Annotated in this window: 15 protein-coding genes and 1 riboswitch; of the genes, 4 read left to right on the plus strand and 11 right to left on the minus strand. The window is 34.4% G+C overall.

The window, feature by feature from the left end:
- Window positions 1-5: 5 nt before the first annotated feature.
- From WBY99_RS00555 to WBY99_RS00570, 4 genes are all read right to left on the minus strand, one after another.
- Window positions 6-1,058 carry a DUF3810 domain-containing protein gene (locus tag WBY99_RS00555; protein WP_423974400.1) on the minus strand — a complete coding sequence of 351 codons (1,053 nt, stop codon included), beginning with the start codon at window positions 1,056-1,058 and terminating at the stop codon, window positions 6-8.
- Entirely contained in the window at window positions 1,045-2,493 is a 1,449-nt protein-coding gene (locus WBY99_RS00560; RefSeq protein WP_423974401.1) for an MFS transporter, read from the minus strand. Before WBY99_RS00560 ends, WBY99_RS00555 begins: the two co-directional genes overlap by 14 nt.
- 44 nt (window positions 2,494-2,537) lie before the next feature.
- Window positions 2,538-3,263: a lysophospholipid acyltransferase family protein gene (locus WBY99_RS00565; protein ID WP_423974402.1), complete on the minus strand. Its 726-nt coding sequence runs from the start codon at window positions 3,261-3,263 to the stop codon at window positions 2,538-2,540.
- Window positions 3,264-3,441: 178 nt separating this feature from the next.
- The gene (locus WBY99_RS00570) at window positions 3,442-3,900 is read right to left on the minus strand and encodes a GtrA family protein (protein WP_423974403.1); all 459 of its coding nucleotides are present in this window, start codon (window positions 3,898-3,900) and stop codon (window positions 3,442-3,444) included.
- Between the two features lie 198 nt (window positions 3,901-4,098).
- Here WBY99_RS00570 and WBY99_RS00575 point away from each other — a divergent pair, with 198 nt between their 5' ends.
- Both WBY99_RS00575 and WBY99_RS00580 read left to right on the plus strand, forming a co-directional pair.
- On the plus strand, window positions 4,099-4,344 hold the full coding sequence (locus tag WBY99_RS00575; RefSeq protein ID WP_423974404.1) for a hypothetical protein: 246 nt from the start codon (window positions 4,099-4,101) through the stop codon (window positions 4,342-4,344).
- Between the two features lie 339 nt (window positions 4,345-4,683).
- Window positions 4,684-6,105 (plus strand): CCA tRNA nucleotidyltransferase, encoded by a 1,422-nt coding sequence (locus tag WBY99_RS00580; RefSeq protein ID WP_423974405.1) that lies wholly within the window; start codon window positions 4,684-4,686, stop codon window positions 6,103-6,105.
- 299 nt (window positions 6,106-6,404) lie between these two features.
- Here WBY99_RS00580 and WBY99_RS00585 read toward each other — a convergent pair whose 3' ends face one another.
- The 7 genes from WBY99_RS00585 to ruvB all read right to left on the minus strand — a co-directional run bounded on the left by WBY99_RS00585 (window position 6,405) and on the right by ruvB (window position 13,743).
- Entirely contained in the window at window positions 6,405-8,312 is a 1,908-nt protein-coding gene (locus WBY99_RS00585) for a TonB-dependent receptor plug domain-containing protein (RefSeq protein ID WP_423974406.1), read from the minus strand.
- Window positions 8,313-8,412: 100 nt separating this feature from the next.
- Window positions 8,413-8,609, minus strand: a riboswitch (cobalamin riboswitch).
- A 449-nt stretch (window positions 8,610-9,058) separates the two neighbouring features.
- Complete coding sequence (gene coaE, locus WBY99_RS00590; protein ID WP_423974407.1) at window positions 9,059-9,685, minus strand: dephospho-CoA kinase; 627 nt, start codon at window positions 9,683-9,685, stop codon at window positions 9,059-9,061.
- 60 nt (window positions 9,686-9,745) lie between these two features.
- Window positions 9,746-10,612 carry an MBL fold metallo-hydrolase gene (locus WBY99_RS00595; RefSeq protein ID WP_423974408.1) on the minus strand — a complete coding sequence of 289 codons (867 nt, stop codon included), beginning with the start codon at window positions 10,610-10,612 and terminating at the stop codon, window positions 9,746-9,748.
- A 75-nt stretch (window positions 10,613-10,687) separates the two neighbouring features.
- The gene (locus WBY99_RS00600; RefSeq protein ID WP_423974409.1) at window positions 10,688-11,296 is read right to left on the minus strand and encodes an FMN-binding negative transcriptional regulator; all 609 of its coding nucleotides are present in this window, start codon (window positions 11,294-11,296) and stop codon (window positions 10,688-10,690) included.
- A 21-nt stretch (window positions 11,297-11,317) separates the two neighbouring features.
- Entirely contained in the window at window positions 11,318-12,130 is an 813-nt protein-coding gene (locus WBY99_RS00605; RefSeq protein WP_423974410.1) for a KilA-N domain-containing protein, read from the minus strand.
- A gap of 159 nt (window positions 12,131-12,289) precedes the next feature.
- Window positions 12,290-12,718, minus strand: coding sequence for a hypothetical protein (locus WBY99_RS00610; protein ID WP_423974411.1), 429 nt, complete (start codon window positions 12,716-12,718; stop codon window positions 12,290-12,292).
- Window positions 12,719-12,720: 2 nt separating this feature from the next.
- Window positions 12,721-13,743 (minus strand): Holliday junction branch migration DNA helicase RuvB, encoded by a 1,023-nt coding sequence (gene ruvB, locus WBY99_RS00615; RefSeq protein ID WP_423974416.1) that lies wholly within the window; start codon window positions 13,741-13,743, stop codon window positions 12,721-12,723.
- Window positions 13,744-13,952: 209 nt separating this feature from the next.
- On the opposite strand from ruvB, the gene WBY99_RS00620 reads away from it, so the two are divergent.
- Complete coding sequence (locus tag WBY99_RS00620; protein ID WP_423974412.1) at window positions 13,953-15,098, plus strand: MFS transporter; 1,146 nt, start codon at window positions 13,953-13,955, stop codon at window positions 15,096-15,098.
- A gap of 73 nt (window positions 15,099-15,171) precedes the next feature.
- On the plus strand, window positions 15,172-16,401 hold the full coding sequence (gene hutI / locus WBY99_RS00625) for an imidazolonepropionase (protein ID WP_423974413.1): 1,230 nt from the start codon (window positions 15,172-15,174) through the stop codon (window positions 16,399-16,401).
- Window positions 16,402-16,429 lie beyond the last annotated feature (28 nt).

Here is a 16,429-nt window from a genome sequence, read left to right on the forward strand (position 1 = left end):
TTAAATCAGTGATAACGGATGAGCAAATCGATGAAATAAGAATAGGTTATACTGCCTTCTTGTTGATTGCTTTTTAAAAATAAATCATTGGTGAAACCGAAGAATACATCCAAAAAACCTTCGTGCTTTTTAACGAAAAGTTTTTCTGCAATTCGATCTCGTTTCATTCCCTCAGAATAGTTTTCTAAAACGGTCTTAACAAATTCTTGGTCATGCTCGGCTAAATAACGAAGTAGAGATTTTAAAACAAAATATTCGGTGCTGTATTTTAAATCTAAATTTTCCGAATTTCTTCCGATCAAATATCCCATGAAATTCGCCTCTTGTTCTCGCGCATAACCCAACTGATGCGAACTTTCGTGCGCCAAAGTAAACGGAAGATAAGTAGAAGGCAATTCCGCATTATATTGCGCTTCTGCAGTAAATGGGTTATAATATCCAAAAATCCCGGTGTAACTCATCACCCCTTTGAATAAACTTGGTTTGAAGGAATTAATCTCTATCGCTTTTTTATTATTTAAAAATTGGGGAAGATGATGTTGATTTTTTAAAACTTCCGTTTCAATCTTTGCTAAATCATCTACTTTGAAAACACCGTTTCGGTCTTCTTTTACCAAGGTCCGGGTTTGCTTGCAAAGGTCAAGATATTTTAACGTTAAAGATTTTGTTTCTTGAAGCGAAATTTTGCCTTTCGGTAATTTTTCGATTATCGGTTTCTGGAAATATAGCATTCCCCAAAATATTTGATAAACGAAATAAAGAAGATTCAAAATCATTAATAATTTTAATAAAAATGAATTTCGGGATTTCTTTTTTACAATTTTAATGAAGAAATAAATCAAAACAATTCCTAAAAAAACATAGCAAATATCGCCAACTGAAAACGGAAAACCTGCCACTATTTTTTGATGAAATACTTTCTGAAACTCAAAAAATCGTTCAAATAAATTGATGAAAAAATCAACTTTCGAGAAGAGATAAAACAAAAGAAATTGGGCAAGTAAAATACCTGCCCAAAATCTTTTTCTTGTAGATAGGTGGTTTTTATGAGTGTCCACCTTCGTTTTTTACTTGATCTAAACTAATGCCTTGGGCTTTTAAAATACCGGTTATGCGAATCGCATAAAACACGAGGTAAGCGAAACAGAGAATCCCAACAATATAGCTGAAATGAATATTGGTCATATCTGCAAGCACCCCTTGAATCCAAGAAATAATTCCACCTCCCATAATCATCATAATTAAAAAACCAGAACCTTGATTGGTATGCTTCCCTAAACCATTAATGGCTAAAGCAAAAATACACGGCCACAATGTTGAACAAAACAAACCTACACTTGTAAAGGCATAAACCGAAGTCATCCCAGTAGTTAGCATACCGATTACGATTGCTAAAATTCCCATTACCGAGAAAATCAAAAGCATTCTCGCAGGATTACCTTTACTTGCAATATCACAAGCAATCATCACAAGAATGATCGTACCATAGATATAAAAATGAGACAAATCGTGTTTGGCAATCGCATTCACCAAAAGGAAAACTCCGAAAGCTAAATAAGGTGCTAAAAATCTCAAAATTTTCTTGAATCCAGCGCTGATGTCGAATGCTTCAACAGCTCCTGTCCAACGTCCAATCATTAATGAAGCCCAATATAAAGAAACATAAGGCGCAATTTCTTTCGTGGAGAATCCCAAAGATTTTTCCATATAAGCCGGCAAATTACTCGGTGTGGAAACTTCAACGCCTACATAAACGAAAATTGCGATCATTCCCAAAACCAATTGTGGGTATTTCAATGCGGAATCTCTGTGTTCGCCTGGAACTACATCATCAGTAACCTCTGTAATGGTTGGAGTAACTTGGGGTAAAGAGGAAAATTTAAGCAAAATTGCAACTAAAATAAATGCGCCTCCTAAAACCATGTAAGGAATTTTCACCGATTCAATACTCGCTTCCGTATTAGAAGCAGTCGCAGAACCGAAAATTGCAAAGGCAACGATTAACGGACCAATGGTCGTTCCGAGGTTATTAATTCCTCCAGCCATCGTAAGTCTTTGCGAACCAGTTTCGGTAGGTCCCACTTCAATAGCGAGCGGATTCGCAACAATTTGTTGTAAAGAAAATCCTAATCCCAAAATAAATAATCCCGAAATCATTAAAGGAAATGAACCCAAATTTGCCGCAGGATAAAAAAGCAAAGTTCCCGATGCCGATATTAAAAGCCCTAAAATCAAACCATTTTTGTAGCCAATTTTATTAACCAAATCTTGTTTAATCGCTTTTGAAATAAACATGTAAATAAGAGAACCAACAGTATAAGCAACATAAAATGCAACAGATACCAATTGACTTTGCCCCTGCGTAAGGTCAAAAGCTTTTTTGAAAACAGGAATTAAAATATCGTTGCTCGCTGCAACAAATCCCCAAAAGAAAAATACGGTAATCAAAGGCACGAATTGCCCCCAATTGGTTTGTTTAGAATAATTTGACATAATTAGTTAATAATTTCTTAAAAACAAATATAACTATTATTTTGTCAAATTGGGTTTTCCAAAACTTTTTTTATTTCCGCATGAGCAACAGCTTTCAAATCGTTTGCGGTTTGGTTCGGCTCCAGAATATCATTGCAATAAACCTTCACTTTCCCCGGGAAACCTTTCGAATTATCAAACGGAAACATCTCCTTCAAACCAACAAATGTGAAAACCGCCAACGGAGAATGATACTTGGTTGCCAAAATAAATGCGCCATCTTTGAAATCATCCAAAATCACCGACTTATCATCCGGCACGCCACCTTCCGGGAAAATCACAATACTTTGTCCCTCATCCATTCTTTCGGCGCAGCGGCGATACACATCGGCACGGCTTCTGGCAGAACTTCGATCCACCATCACGCAAATTCGTTTATAAATCGTACCGAAAATAGGAATTTTCACCAATTCTTTTTTTCCGACATAACAAAGCGGATGATTCGGCATCAGAATACACGGCAACATCACATCCATAATCGAAGTATGATTCGAAACAAAAACATACTGCCGGTTTTTATCAATTTTTTTATCCGTCAAATTAATCAGTTCATAGCGGAAACCCATCCCATAAAACATTCCGAAACACCAAATGCGGATAAATTTGTAGGCATATTTATAATGCTCTTTTCTAATCGAAAGCAACAAAACAGGAATCCCGAGAACAATCGTAAGTACAGCGCCCAAAACAATCATCCAACCGCGCCAAATATAATTCAGAAATTTCGTCATTTACAAATATTTAATTTTTAGGAGCAAGAAACTTGAGGTTTCATTTCCACAACCAGTCCCGTTTTCCGCTATATCTTTTTTGGTGATTTCGACTGCGCTCAATCATCAAAAAAGGATGCCGCTACAACTGGGGCTAAAAAGAAGATTCAGGTTTTCTCAGACTACCAACTACAAATGGTTAGCCATTAAAAATAACTTTCTTTTTTACGGTATAATTCAGGGTTGAAACCAAAAGAATTGCCGAAATTTTACTCAATATCTCTTTGCTAATCACGAAGAAACCTAAATCGATATTCTCTTTGAATACAAATCTAAAGAAAAGTTGGAAGAAAGTTAAGCTGAGCAAAGTGGAGAAAAAAGAAACAAACATAAAGTAAGCAAATTCCTTGCGTTTAGAATGTTTGCCACGCTCAAAAACAAACCAAATACTCAAAAAATAATTGGTGATAATCCCGCAACTTGTTGAAAATATATTGCTTAGCGGAAAGTGAATCCCGTAATAATTATTTTCTTCCGAGAAAATGAGTGGCAGATAAATACTGAATATTTTAAAGGATCCAATTTCGACCAAAGCACTGAGTGCTCCAGCAACCACGAAAAGTAAAACTTGTTTTTGTTTGAGTAGAAGTTCTTTCATATGTATAAATGCAAATTTAAAACTATATGTTAAACAATCAGAAAAACTTGTTAAAATATTTTTTCGCTTTGATATATTGTTTACTTTTATTTAGTGAAAGCGATTCACAATAACGCAACTCGCTCATTTACAATGCATTATTTACATCATTAACCAATCGTAAGTTTTAAGCCAGTCAAAATTTAATCACTAAAAAACATGACCACACAAAGACCTTACCGAAAATTTATGCCTCAACAAAAAAAAATTGAGGAATTAGAAAAAAAGAGTCCTCGTTTCAAAAGGGTATATTCCGAATACGAGTTGATGTCTGACCAATTATGGGATCTAGAAAATACAGATACAACAAATCTTCCTGATGATTTTATGGAAGCTTTAAAATTGCAAACCGAATATCTTGAAGAAGAAATTGACGATTGGCTTCTGGATCATCCAGAACAATAATTTTAGCAGCAGATGAGTTCATAAATAAAGTGATTTTTATAGTTAAAAGAATGAAAGCCCATCTTTTGAAATGAGATAAAAAGTCGCAGAGCGACCAACTATTGGTAGAAAAATTTCAAATAATGAAATTAAGCTCCTGAGGAGCGACCGATAAAACCCAATTTAAAAATAGATAAGCATAGAATAAAAGATGACGTTCCTCCGTTCTGTGTTAAAAATTAAAATACTTGTGAAAAATTAAACATTCTCTTATTCTCACTTTTAAATCTGCAGGTTTTCTTGTATAATGACCGATTAAATCAGAAGCTTTATCTTTGCAGAAATTGTCGAAGAATAGTTATGAACATCAATCTTACCCAAAATAAAAATCTAAAACTCTTTAAACTTATTTCTGAAGTTGCCGAGAAAAATAACCAAACGGTTTTTATTGTCGGTGGTTACGTTCGCGATTTATTGATGAAAAGAAAAGCACCAACCGATATTGATTTTGTGACAGAAAGTAACGGAATGGATTTGGCAAAAGCCGTCGCCAACGAACTTAACCCAAAATTAAAAGTTTCGATTTTCAAAAATTATGGCACTGCGATGTTCAAATACGACGATTTGGATTTGGAATTTGTGGGCGCAAGAAAAGAAAGTTATTCCGAAGACAGTCGGAAACCTTCCGTAGAAATTGGGACTTTGGAAGACGACCAAAAACGCCGCGATTTCACCATCAACGCTATGGCGATTTCTTTAAACAAAGAAAATTTTGGCGAACTCATCGATCCTTTCAATGGAATGGATGATTTGAAAAATAGAAATCTACGCACTCCTTTAGAACCAAGCCAAACCTATTCCGACGATCCTTTGCGAATGATGCGAGCGATTCGGTTTGCTTCGACTTTAAATTTTAAAATTGAAGAAAATTCTTTAAAATCAATTAAGAGCGAAGCCGAAAGAATTAAAATCGTTTCGTTGGAAAGAATCATGGTTGAGTTTAATAAAATCATGCTTTCAGAAAAACCTTCCGTTGGTTTAAAACTCATGGAAGAAACCGGTTTGATGCAACTTATAATTCCGGAATTAACGGCTTTAAAAGGCATTGAAGAAGTGGAAGGACAAACGCATAAAGACAATTTCTGGCACACGCTGGAAGTGGTAGATAATATTTCGAAAAACACCGAAAATCTTTGGCTTCGTTGGGCAGCTTTGCTTCACGACATCGGAAAAGCACCGACGAAAAAATTCGATAAGAAAATCGGCTGGACTTTTCACGGACACGAATTTCTGGGTTCGAAAATGGTGAAAAATCTTTTCTATCGCCTGAAACTTCCGCTCGGAAACGACATGAAATATGTGCAAAAACTCGTGAAATTATCTTCAAGACCAATTGCGTTAATTGATGACGGAACTTCGGATTCTGCGCTGCGCCGACTTTTATTTGATGCCGGTGAAGACTTGGAAGATTTGTTTATTTTGAACAAAGCTGACATTACCACAAAAAATTCTTCGAAACAGGCGAAGTTTAAAAAGAATTTTGAATATGTCGCCATTAAAATAAAAGAAGTGGAAGAAAAAGATCAGGTCCGGAATTTTCAGCCGCCGATTTCGGGTGAAGAAATTATGGAAATGTTCAACATTAAACCCGGCAGAGAAATCGGAATTTTAAAGGAAAAAGTTAAAGAAGCGATTTTGGAAGGCGAAATCGGAAACGATAAAGAAGAAGCGAGAAAGTTCGTGATTCGTGAAGGAGAATCATTGGGGTTAATTTTGCAATAAGCGCTTTTAGTAAAACAAAATAACTTTGACAAAGTTGATTGAATTTAAAATTTGGATTTACTTTGCGCTAAATTTTACAAACGCAAGGATAAAAAAAGTGAAATCAACCATAAAACCTCCCTATTTTAAGACAAACAAAGGCGTTAACACTTATTTTAAGTCCCGATAATTATCGGGATACAAGTTTAAGAGTATTAGTTATTGATAGTATTTCACTAAATAGATAACAGGTGTATTTTAAAAATATAAAAGCCCTTTCAAATAGCAATGAAAGGGCTTTTTCTATTTTAAAAAATCCATTAAAACTGATAATTTGCACCAATTGTATAGTTTCTTCCTTTGGTATTAAAACCAATCACATCAACGTAAGAAATGTTGAAAAGATTACCAATATTTACATAAGCATTAATGTTTTTAATGATATTCTGATTGATATTTAAGTTAAATAAATTGAAACTCTCTAACTCCACATTTTCTGTAGAAAAAGTAGCAGAATTGTAATAAGCATCTGCTCTTTTGGAAACAAATTGATGACTGAAATTAATTCTTGTTTTGGTAAAAGGCGAAACTTCAAGATAAGAATTTACCCTTTGTTTCGGTTGACGAAGCATGGTTTCTTCTTTTTCTTTCTCTACAAAACTGAAATTTGCGCCCAATTTAAACAGTTCGTTGAAACGATAATCAGCGGCGATTTCAAAACCTTTTACTTTATTGTCGCCCACATTTTTAAATTGTCCTGCATACGTCACAAAATCAACGGTTTGGTAGGCAAATGCTTCTTTTTCTTGTCTTTGGAAAAGGCTTGCGGTAACATTCAAACTTCTATCTTTTTTACCGAAAGCCAAATCAATTTCATGCGAAGAATTGAGTTCAGGTTTCAAATCGAAATTCGGTAAGGTGTAAGGAAGTGAACCGTAATTTTGGTACAAAGTCGGTGCTATAAAAGCCGTAGCAAAGGAATATCCTACTTTGAAATAAGTGTTGTCCATTTCGTGTAAATAGAACGGATTGAGGTTGTACACGAAATGATTTCCAAATTTAGAATGATCCGTCATTCTGGCTCCAAGATCAAGATTAAAACCATTATAATTAACATTTGCCGTTGCGAAAACATCAAAATTGTTGAGTTTGGTATCATTCAAAATCAAATCATCCTGCATGGAAGTTCCGCCCCAAGGAAGCGATTTTGCGCCCAATTTTTGGGTTTCATATTGAAGTCCAACAATAAAACTGAAACGATCTGAAACTTTATAATGATTAAAAATTTCTGAGAAAAAATTTCTTCCCGAATAACTGAATTGATCTTGATAATGGTCTGAAACGAAGTTCTGTCCTAATCTTTCATTTCCGGAAAGCCTTGTATTAAAGGTGATTTCGCCTTTGTTATATTTGAAATTTGCATTTGCACCTGCATAACTTTGTTCATCATTTCCACGGTATTTTCCATCGGTGAAAGCTCCTTCATCGTAATCGAATAAATGATGGTTCCACCCTCCATTTAAATTAATCGTAAAATTATCAGTTTTAAAGCCAATATTGGCATTGAAATTTTGTTTTTCGAAACCGTCTTTATCAAAATTTTCTCCTGTCGCAGAAGAAAAACCTTCGGATTTTTCATTAAATCCGGAAATTTGATAATTGAATTGATTGAGTTTTCCTCTAAGTCCCAAGTTTTGCGCAAACGTATCATAAGAACCAACTCTCGCGCCTAAAGTTCCCTGGATTTTGTCAACCGAAGAAAATTTAGTTTTAATATTGATCACCGAAACCGTAGCATTTGAACCATACAAAACCGAAGAAGCACCGTTTAAAACCTCGATGCTTTCTATGTTTTCTAAAGATAAAAGTCGAAGATCTGCCGCATTATAATCGTTTCCTGTAACGTCTTTCAAAGGAATGCCATCAATTAAAATGAGAACATTCGCACTTTTTCCACCTCGAATTTTCATCGATTTTGGTTCTTGAGCGTTGTTGAAATTTCCTGTGATTTGAATTCCGGCAACTTGATCGAGAACATCATTTACATTTTGACCTTTGTATTTTTGAAGATCTTCTTGGGAAATCAACTGAACGTTTTTTCCGGTTTTGTAAAGTTGTTGCGGTGTTTTTGAAGCAATTGTTACTTCATCGATGGTAGATTCTTGTTGGGCAATAATGTTTGAACTTACGACAAGCATTGCTCCAACCAAGATTAATTTTTTGTTCATTTAAAAAATAATTAGGTTAAAGATGACTTATCGGAAAAAATGCAGGTAAAAAAACAGAACTGAAAGTTCAGTAATTCACGACTCTTCCTCCGAAAGCGTTTAATAATAATACTTTCAGTAAGGTCTCCTGACTTTCACAAAACTGCACCTTCCCGATTGCTCAGTGGTTGTGTCGCAGTTTCACTAATGGTGATTTACAGTTGCGGGGACAGTCTGTGATTTTCACACAATTCCCTTTTCTAAAAGCGATGCAAAGGTATTGTTTATTTTTTATATTACGAAAACTTCGGAATGTTCAACTTCTTCTTTTCGTTTTTTTTTAAAATCTGAAGGACGGATCACTTTTGAGTTCTCATGAGCTTTAAACACAATTCCATCCAAACAATGAGGTTAAACCTTCTCCTTTCTTGAAGGATTTGTAGAAATTTTTGTTGTTTAACAATTCTTTTTTGTCGATCATAACTGTATAAAGTTTAAAAATAGTAAAAAGTTATCTTCGGAAAATTTTTGAGCTTTTGAGGTCTCAAAAATTTTCCGAATAACTTTTCAACTTACACCGTTAGTGAAACACTACCTTTTCATCGTATAAAAATTGATAGCCAAAGGCACTATTTAAAACAAACCTTAAAATTAATTTGACGTGAATATTAATAAAAAAAAAAATGAAAATCAATTCTGTACAAATTCAACAAAAAAAACCTGAATCCACGCGAATTCAGGTTTTATATTTTAATAGAAACTTTTAATTATAAAGACACAATTTCTGCCAATACTTTTTGGGTTTCTACCTTGAGTTCTTCTAACCCATCATTATTAAAAATAATAAAATCGGCTAATTTCACTTTGTCTTTTTCTGGCATTTGTCTCAACATAATTGTTTCAACTTCGCGGTAGGTTTTATTATCGCGATCCATTACTCTCTTCAATCGGCAGTTATCATCAGCAGTGACCAAAACCGATTTGTAGCAACTTTCATTGAGTTTCAACTCGAACAAAAGTGCAGTTTCTTTAAATACAAAATCGGTCGTTTGTTGACTCACCCAAGTCTCAAAATCAATTTTTACAGCAGGATGAATTAATGAATTGAGTCTCAGTAATAATTCTTCATTATTAAAGACCATCTCAGAAACATATTTCCTGTCATATAAACCATTTTCTCCATAAGCATCTTCGCCCAAAAGTTCTTTGATATTCAGTTTCAAAACCTCATCATCATTCACAATATCTTTCGCCCGAATATCCGAATAGTAGACAGGAAAACCTGCTTCTTCTATATATTTCGATACGGTTGATTTTCCGGAACCAATTCCTCCTGTAATTCCAATAATTTTTGTACTGTCCCTGGGTTCGGGTTCAGGTTCTTCTTCTATCATAATTTTATTTTATATACTTAAATCTGTCTATTTTTTTAATTTGAATTTTTTGATATTTACTTAATACCCAAAAACCTCATTCATCGAAAAAGTTTCGTCCAAACGAACTCCTTTTTCAGTCATTTTTAAACTCGCCAATTCGTTGTGCGCATCATGTTCAAAAAACAAAAGATAGTCATTATCCACACATTGTTTCAAAAACTTGCCTTTTTCTTCCATTGTCAAAAGTGGACGCGTATCATAACCCATCACATAAACCTGCGGAATATGCCCAACTGTCGGGATTAAATCCGCTGCAAAAACAATCGTTTTTTCCTGATATTGAATCACGGGAAGCATTTGTTTATCAGTATGCCCGTCCACGAAAATCACGTCCATTTTCAAATCGGGCGCGAAACCATAGTTTCCACTTTTCGGAGTTGGCAAAAAATTCAACTGTCCACTTTCTTGAATCGGCAGAATATTTTCTTTAAGGAAACTTGCTTTTTCTCTCGGATTGGGTTCTGTTGCCCATTTCCAATGATCTTCGTTCGTCCAGAAATGCGCATTTTTAAAGGCTGATCGATAACCGCTTTTCTCGTCGTTCCATTCAATCGCGCCACCGCAATGATCGAAATGAAGATGCGTAAGGAAAACATCGGTAATATCTTCTTTTACAAAACCATATTTTTTAAGATTTTTATCTAAAGTATCATCGCCAAAAAGCGAGTAATGACCAAAGAATTTCTCGTCTTGTTTGTTTCCAAGACCGCAATCGATCAAAATTAATTTTTTGCCGTCTTCCACCAAAAGCGAACGGGTTCCGAGTTCGATTAAATTTCTTTCATCAGCAGGATTAGTTCGTTCCCAAAGGGTTTTCGGCACGACGCCAAACATGGCACCGCCGTCTAACTTAAACTTTCCGCATTGGATTGGATATAGTTTCATAAATTATAAATTTGAGGATTTGAAAATTTGTTAATTCGGCAATTGATTAAATGCAATAATTACCTCATTTTCAAATTATCTAATTGATTTCATTTTTTCAGCAATTTTAATTGAATTTTCGTCGTTTGACGCTCCTAAATTAAGAATAATATTTTCAAAATCTGCATCATTCCTGTTTTGGCTCAATTTATTGGCAATAAAAATTTCGGATGGATAAATATTGATTCCAAAAGCACCTTTCATTTCTTTTCTCACAAATTCGTCGCCCATTTTCTCCACAAACATCGGACATTTTTGAGCATTTTCATATTTGAAAGTCAGTTTTTTCAAATGCTCATAAAGTTCATCATCATTCATCAATTTCACTTTTCCACGAATTTGAACCGCTTCATAATTCCAGGTTGAAACATTTGTTTTTTCATACCAAGAAGACGAAATATAAGAATGCGCTCCCAAAAAATCGCACAAAACTTCATCGCCGTCTTTCAAAACTTTTGCCTGAAAATTAGCTTTTGAAAGATGCGTTTCGAGATAAAATCCATCATTAATTTCATTCAACAAAAACATAGAATGGGTCGCCAATAATTTTTCTTTATTGGAAATCAACAGCGCAAAAGCATTTTCACTAATGATTTTTTTCATTAATGAAAGGTCTTCGCTTTTATAGATTTTTGGCATGAACATTGGATTTTTTTGTTTTAATTCTTACTTCAAAAGTTTATTGCCTCCCAAGTTTTCCAGAACACTCATTTGTTGAATGGCAATTTTATTGAGTTTAAGAAGTCTCTCTTTTTGAGGAAATTTATCTTGAATAAAATGGGCATTCAGATTTTCGAGATTAGAAAGACAAATAAGTTGATTTACCGTTGCGTAATCCCTCATATTTCCTTTTAAATCAGGATTTGATTCTCTCCATTGTTTAGCCGTAATTCCAAACAAAGCCATATTGAGAATATCGGCTTCATGGGCATAAATAATCGAAATTTCTTTAGTTGTAAGTTCTTTAGGAATAAGGTTTTGCTTGATTGCTTCTGTATGAATATGGTAATTAATTTTTGCTAATTCTCTTTTTGCCGACCAACCTAATTGTTTTTGTTCTTCCTCTTTTAGCCGCTGAAATTCAGTAATTAAATAAAGTTTAAAAGTAACACTAATTGCTGAACCAAATTCAAAAGCAATGTCTTTATGAGCATAAGTTCCGCCGTATTTTCCTTTTCTTACAATAATCCCGATTGCATTTGTTTTTTCAATCCATTCAGATGAACTCATCGTAAAGTTAGCTAATCCTGCCTGCATTTTAAAGTGGTCAGATTCGACCACTTTAAAGTTTGAATTGTAGATCAATTCCCAAGTTGAGAGAAATTCTAAAGCATATCTTGTCCTCAACCAATTTTTTATAACATCTGCCGCACGACTTTCATTTTCCTTGGCATTTGCCATATCTGTTAAAGAAATGTAGTCTTTGTCATTAACAGAAATAACTGTTATTTCACTATTTCTTACATTGATTTTTGCCATAACCGAGATGTATTCTTGTTTGATTTAAAACTTTAACTTAAAGCATTTTCACTAATGATTTTTTTCATTAATGACAGGTCTTCGGTTTTATAGATTTTTGGGATGAACATTTATTATTAAGGATTTTGTGTTGAGTTTTTAAAATAATCGTTAGAATATCTATTTCGCGATATTTTTATATTTATTAATTATCTCTTTCAGTTTTTTACTCGTTATATTAAGTTCAGAAATTTCTAAATCATAAACTTTATCAGACTTTGTAGAAATAGTCAAAAATTCTCCTGAAACCTTTCCTGTATTAATTCTGTCTATTTCAATATTTTTTATTTGATTCCAACTTAAAAACTGTTTTTTTAATGTCAAGCCATTAGAATTAATTTTTAATTGAGTCTTATTATTAGAAATTCGAGTCAAATAATAAACTAAATTTGAAATTCCTACTAATAAAAGTATTATTGATAATATTAAATTCTGTCTCTCAAAGTAAAAATAAGCAGAAAGTACAAAGACGATTAGAACAGAAAGTGATTCAAGACCCAATATACTTTTCGAGTATTTAAAATCATGTTCTTTTTGATTGGTATTCATAATCAAAAAAGCTCATCCCGTCTTTTCGGAATTGAAATATTCAAATGTTTATACGCTTTCTCCGTCACTTCCCGTCCTCGTGGCGTTCGGATAATAAAACCTTCCTGAATTAAAAACGGCTCATAAACTTCCTCCAAAGTTTCAGGATTTTCACCAATCGAAGTCGCCAAAGCAGAAATTCCCACCGGTTTCCCTCGGAAATTTTCGATCATCACGCGCATAATTTTATTGTCCATATCATCCAATCCGAATTCATCAACATTTAATGAATTTAATGCGAATTTTGTAATTTCGATTTCAATTTCGCCATTTCCTTTTATCTCCGCAAAATCCCGAACTCTTCGCAAAAGGGCATTTGCAATTCTCGGCGTTCCACGGCTTCTTCGAGCGATTTCCAACGCAGCGTCTTCATAGATTTTCACGCCCAAAACTCTTGCGCTTCTTTCGATAATCATTCCTAAAAGTTCAATCGTATAATATTCTAATCTGCTTTGAATTCCGAATCTTGCGAGCATCGGCTTGGTCAACATTCCGCTTCTGGTGGTTGCTCCGACCAAAGTAAAAGGATTTAAACCAATCTGAACACTTCTCGCGTTCGGACCAGATTCCAACATAATGTCGATTTTGTAATCTTCCATCGCCGAATATAAATACTCTTCTACAATCGGAGAAAGTCGGTGAATTTCATCAATAAAAAGAACATCGTTTTCTTCTAAATTGGTTAAAAGTCCCGCCAAACTTCCGGGTTTATCCAAAACCGGACCCGAAGTTATTTTGCAGCCAACTCCCAATTCATTCGCAATAATATGTGCCAAAGTTGTTTTTCCCAATCCTGGCGGACCGTGCAAAAGAACGTGATCCAAAGCGCCGCCACGGTTTTTTGCCGCCGCCACAAAAACTTCCAGATTATCTAAAGTCTTGCGTTGTCCAGCAAAATCACCGAAACTCTGCGGACGTATTTTTTCTTCGAGAATCAGCTCTTCTTCGGAATAATTATCTTGATCTGGATGCAAAAAATCGGGCATTTTAATAAATTTCTTCAAAGATAGAAAATTTTAAAACGAAATATTTTTCGCTTTTTATAAAAAAATTCAGTGATTCAATTTTTCTTCTTTAACCTTAAATTTAATACCAAAAATATAAGAACCTTCCGAATTTCTTTAAACGACAAAAGATGCAAAAGTTTTATTTTTAGATCGTCATTAAAATTCTAATGTCGTAATTTTGCGCGAATATGTTTTCAACACCTCAAAAGCAAAGAATTGCATTATCTGCCTATTTCTTTTTATCTGGAATTTGTTTTTCTACTTGGGCTTCAAGAATACCCACCATCAAAGCTATTTTTAATCTTTCAGATGGAGATTTAGGGAATTTATTGATGATTATGCCTGCAAGTGCCATTATCGGAATTCCTCTTTCCGGCTGGCTTGTATCAAAATATGACAGCAGAATTCCTTTGCAATTTGCCAGTGTAACTTTTTTGTTATCTTTATTTTCTATCAGTTGGGGGTTCTCTCTGTTTGGACTCGTAATCTCCCTTATTTTATTTTCGATCTCGCTGCGAATTATTAATGTTGCAATTAATACGCAATCACTCTCTATACAGGAAAAATTCGAAAAGAGAATCGTGGGGAAATTTCATGGAGTTTGGAGTATCGGCGGTATTATAGGCGTACTTTTTTCTACGATTATGATTCGATATGATATTTCAATTATCACCCATTTTCTGACGGTTACTTTATTTGGGCTTTTAATAATTATTTGCATGTTTCCTTTTCTCATTAAAAATGATAAAGCCAAAACCAGCAATACTTTTAAATTTCAAAAACCCAGCAAATACATTGCTTTACTCGGTTTTATCGTTTTCTTCGCCGCAATTTGCGAAGGTGGAATGTACGATTGGAACGGTGTTTATTTAAAAGAAATTGTAAAACAGGAAGTTTTCACTTATGGTTATCTGCTATTCATGGTATGTATGACGATTTCCAGATTAACGATCGATAATTTGCTGGGACGGTTTGGCATGAAAAACCTCTACATTGCGAGTTCGGTTCTTATCATTTCGGGAGTTTTTATGGCGACTGTTTTCCCTTTCCTTTTCCCGGTTCTTATTGGTTTTTGTATGGTAGGATTCGGTGTTTCCGGACTTTATCCGATGACTTTTATGCTCGCTGGTAAAGCAAAAAAGTATTCGGTTCCGATTGTAGTTTCCATTATCAGCACCTATTCCACGGTTGGTATGTTTTTAGGACCGCCTATTATTGGTTATCTTGCAAGTGCATTTGGATTGCAAAAAGCATTTATCACCTTTATTATCGCTGGATTAATGTTTATTCCACTTTCAAAAATGGTTTTTGATCATTTAAAAAAGACCAATTAGCTTTTTTAAATTAGATAGATTTAGCTTTTAAAGTCTTTTGTTTTATTTTTGAAATATTAAAAAAATCTTCGTCATGAAATTAATCGGTCCTTTCAAACAAATTGTCACTCTTGCTAATCTTCCTTTGCGTGGAAAACTTTCAGATAATCAACTCGAAATCATTAATGATGGCGGACTTTTAATTAAAGACGGAAAAATAGAAATCGCAGATTCTTTTCAAAATTTAAAAGAACAATTCTCCAATATTGAAATTGAAAATATCGAAGGAGAACAAATTTGCCTTCCCGCTTTCACCGATTCTCATACCCATATTTGCTTCGGCGGAAATCGCGCCAACGACTTTGCCATGCGAAATGCCGGAAAAACTTATTTGGAAATCGCAGAAAACGGCGGTGGAATTTGGAGTTCCGTGCAACACACCAGAAATGCTTCGGAAGATGAATTATTGAAAACCACTTTAGAAAGAATTCAATTTTTAATTTCGTTAGGAATTACCACGATTGAAATAAAATCGGGTTACGGTTTAGATTTGGAAAATGAACTAAAAATGCTTCGTGTCATCAAAAAAGCGCAAGGTTTCACGAAGGCAACTTTGGTTCCGACTTGTCTTTCCGCCCATTTGAAACCACGAGATTTCGAAGGGAGTTCAGAAGAATATTTAAAATATATTTTAGATGAAATTTTACCGAAAGTAAAAGAAGAAAACCTCGCCAATCGAGTTGATATTTTCATTGAAAAATCGGCGTTTTTGCCAGAGGAAAGCAAAGAGTTTTTATTAAAAGCCAAAAAATTAGGTTTTGAAATCACCGTTCATGCCGATCAATTTACTTCCGGAAGTTCGAGAATTGCTGTAGAAGTTGGCGCAAAATCTGCTGATCATTTGGAAGCGACGATTGATGAAGATATTGAGTTTTTAGCACAATCGGAAACCGTTGCTGTTGCACTTCCCGGAGCAAGTTTAGGTTTGGGCGAAAAATTTACTCCGGCAAGAAAAATCTTGGATGCAAACGGAATTCTCGCCATCGCATCCGACTGGAATCCCGGTTCTGCACCGATGGGAAATTTGATTACGCAAGCAAGTATTTTGGCAACTTTCGAGAAACTTTCGACCGCGGAAGTTCTGGCTGGAATTACGTTTCGGTCGGCTTTCGCATTAAATTTGGAAGATCGAGGGATTTTAGAAAAAGGCAAAAAAGCAGATTTTGTTACTTTTAAAACCAATAATTTCCAAAACATTTTATATCAACAAGGAAGTTTGAAAGCGGAAAATGTCTTTATTAATGGAAATAAAGTTAAGGAATAAATGAAGAATATAATTATTTAATTTCGCT

Origin of the sequence: Kaistella sp. (assembly GCF_049588135.1) — a bacterium.
In the GTDB taxonomy this organism is placed as follows: domain Bacteria; phylum Bacteroidota; class Bacteroidia; order Flavobacteriales; family Weeksellaceae; genus Kaistella.

What these genes read in the sequence shown, in the direction of transcription:
- hutI (WP_423974413.1), top strand. Translation starts at nt 15,172, where the DNA reads ATGAAATTAATCGGTCCTTTCAAACAAATTGTCACTCTTGCTAATCTT.
- WBY99_RS00560 (WP_423974401.1), bottom strand. Translation starts at nt 2,493, where the DNA reads ATGTCAAATTATTCTAAACAAACCAATTGGGGGCAATTCGTGCCTTTG.
- WBY99_RS00600 (WP_423974409.1), bottom strand. Translation starts at nt 11,296, where the DNA reads ATGTTCATGCCAAAAATCTATAAAAGCGAAGACCTTTCATTAATGAAA.
- WBY99_RS00565 (WP_423974402.1), bottom strand. Translation starts at nt 3,263, where the DNA reads ATGACGAAATTTCTGAATTATATTTGGCGCGGTTGGATGATTGTTTTG.
- WBY99_RS00570 (WP_423974403.1), bottom strand. Translation starts at nt 3,900, where the DNA reads ATGAAAGAACTTCTACTCAAACAAAAACAAGTTTTACTTTTCGTGGTT.
- WBY99_RS00605 (WP_423974410.1), bottom strand. Translation starts at nt 12,130, where the DNA reads ATGGCAAAAATCAATGTAAGAAATAGTGAAATAACAGTTATTTCTGTT.
- coaE (WP_423974407.1), bottom strand. Translation starts at nt 9,685, where the DNA reads ATGATAGAAGAAGAACCTGAACCCGAACCCAGGGACAGTACAAAAATT.
- WBY99_RS00620 (WP_423974412.1), top strand. Translation starts at nt 13,953, where the DNA reads ATGTTTTCAACACCTCAAAAGCAAAGAATTGCATTATCTGCCTATTTC.
- WBY99_RS00575 (WP_423974404.1), top strand. Translation starts at nt 4,099, where the DNA reads ATGACCACACAAAGACCTTACCGAAAATTTATGCCTCAACAAAAAAAA.
- WBY99_RS00585 (WP_423974406.1), bottom strand. Translation starts at nt 8,312, where the DNA reads ATGAACAAAAAATTAATCTTGGTTGGAGCAATGCTTGTCGTAAGTTCA.
- ruvB (WP_423974416.1), bottom strand. Translation starts at nt 13,743, where the DNA reads ATGCCCGATTTTTTGCATCCAGATCAAGATAATTATTCCGAAGAAGAG.
- WBY99_RS00580 (WP_423974405.1), top strand. Translation starts at nt 4,684, where the DNA reads ATGAACATCAATCTTACCCAAAATAAAAATCTAAAACTCTTTAAACTT.
- WBY99_RS00595 (WP_423974408.1), bottom strand. Translation starts at nt 10,612, where the DNA reads ATGAAACTATATCCAATCCAATGCGGAAAGTTTAAGTTAGACGGCGGT.
- WBY99_RS00610 (WP_423974411.1), bottom strand. Translation starts at nt 12,718, where the DNA reads ATGAATACCAATCAAAAAGAACATGATTTTAAATACTCGAAAAGTATA.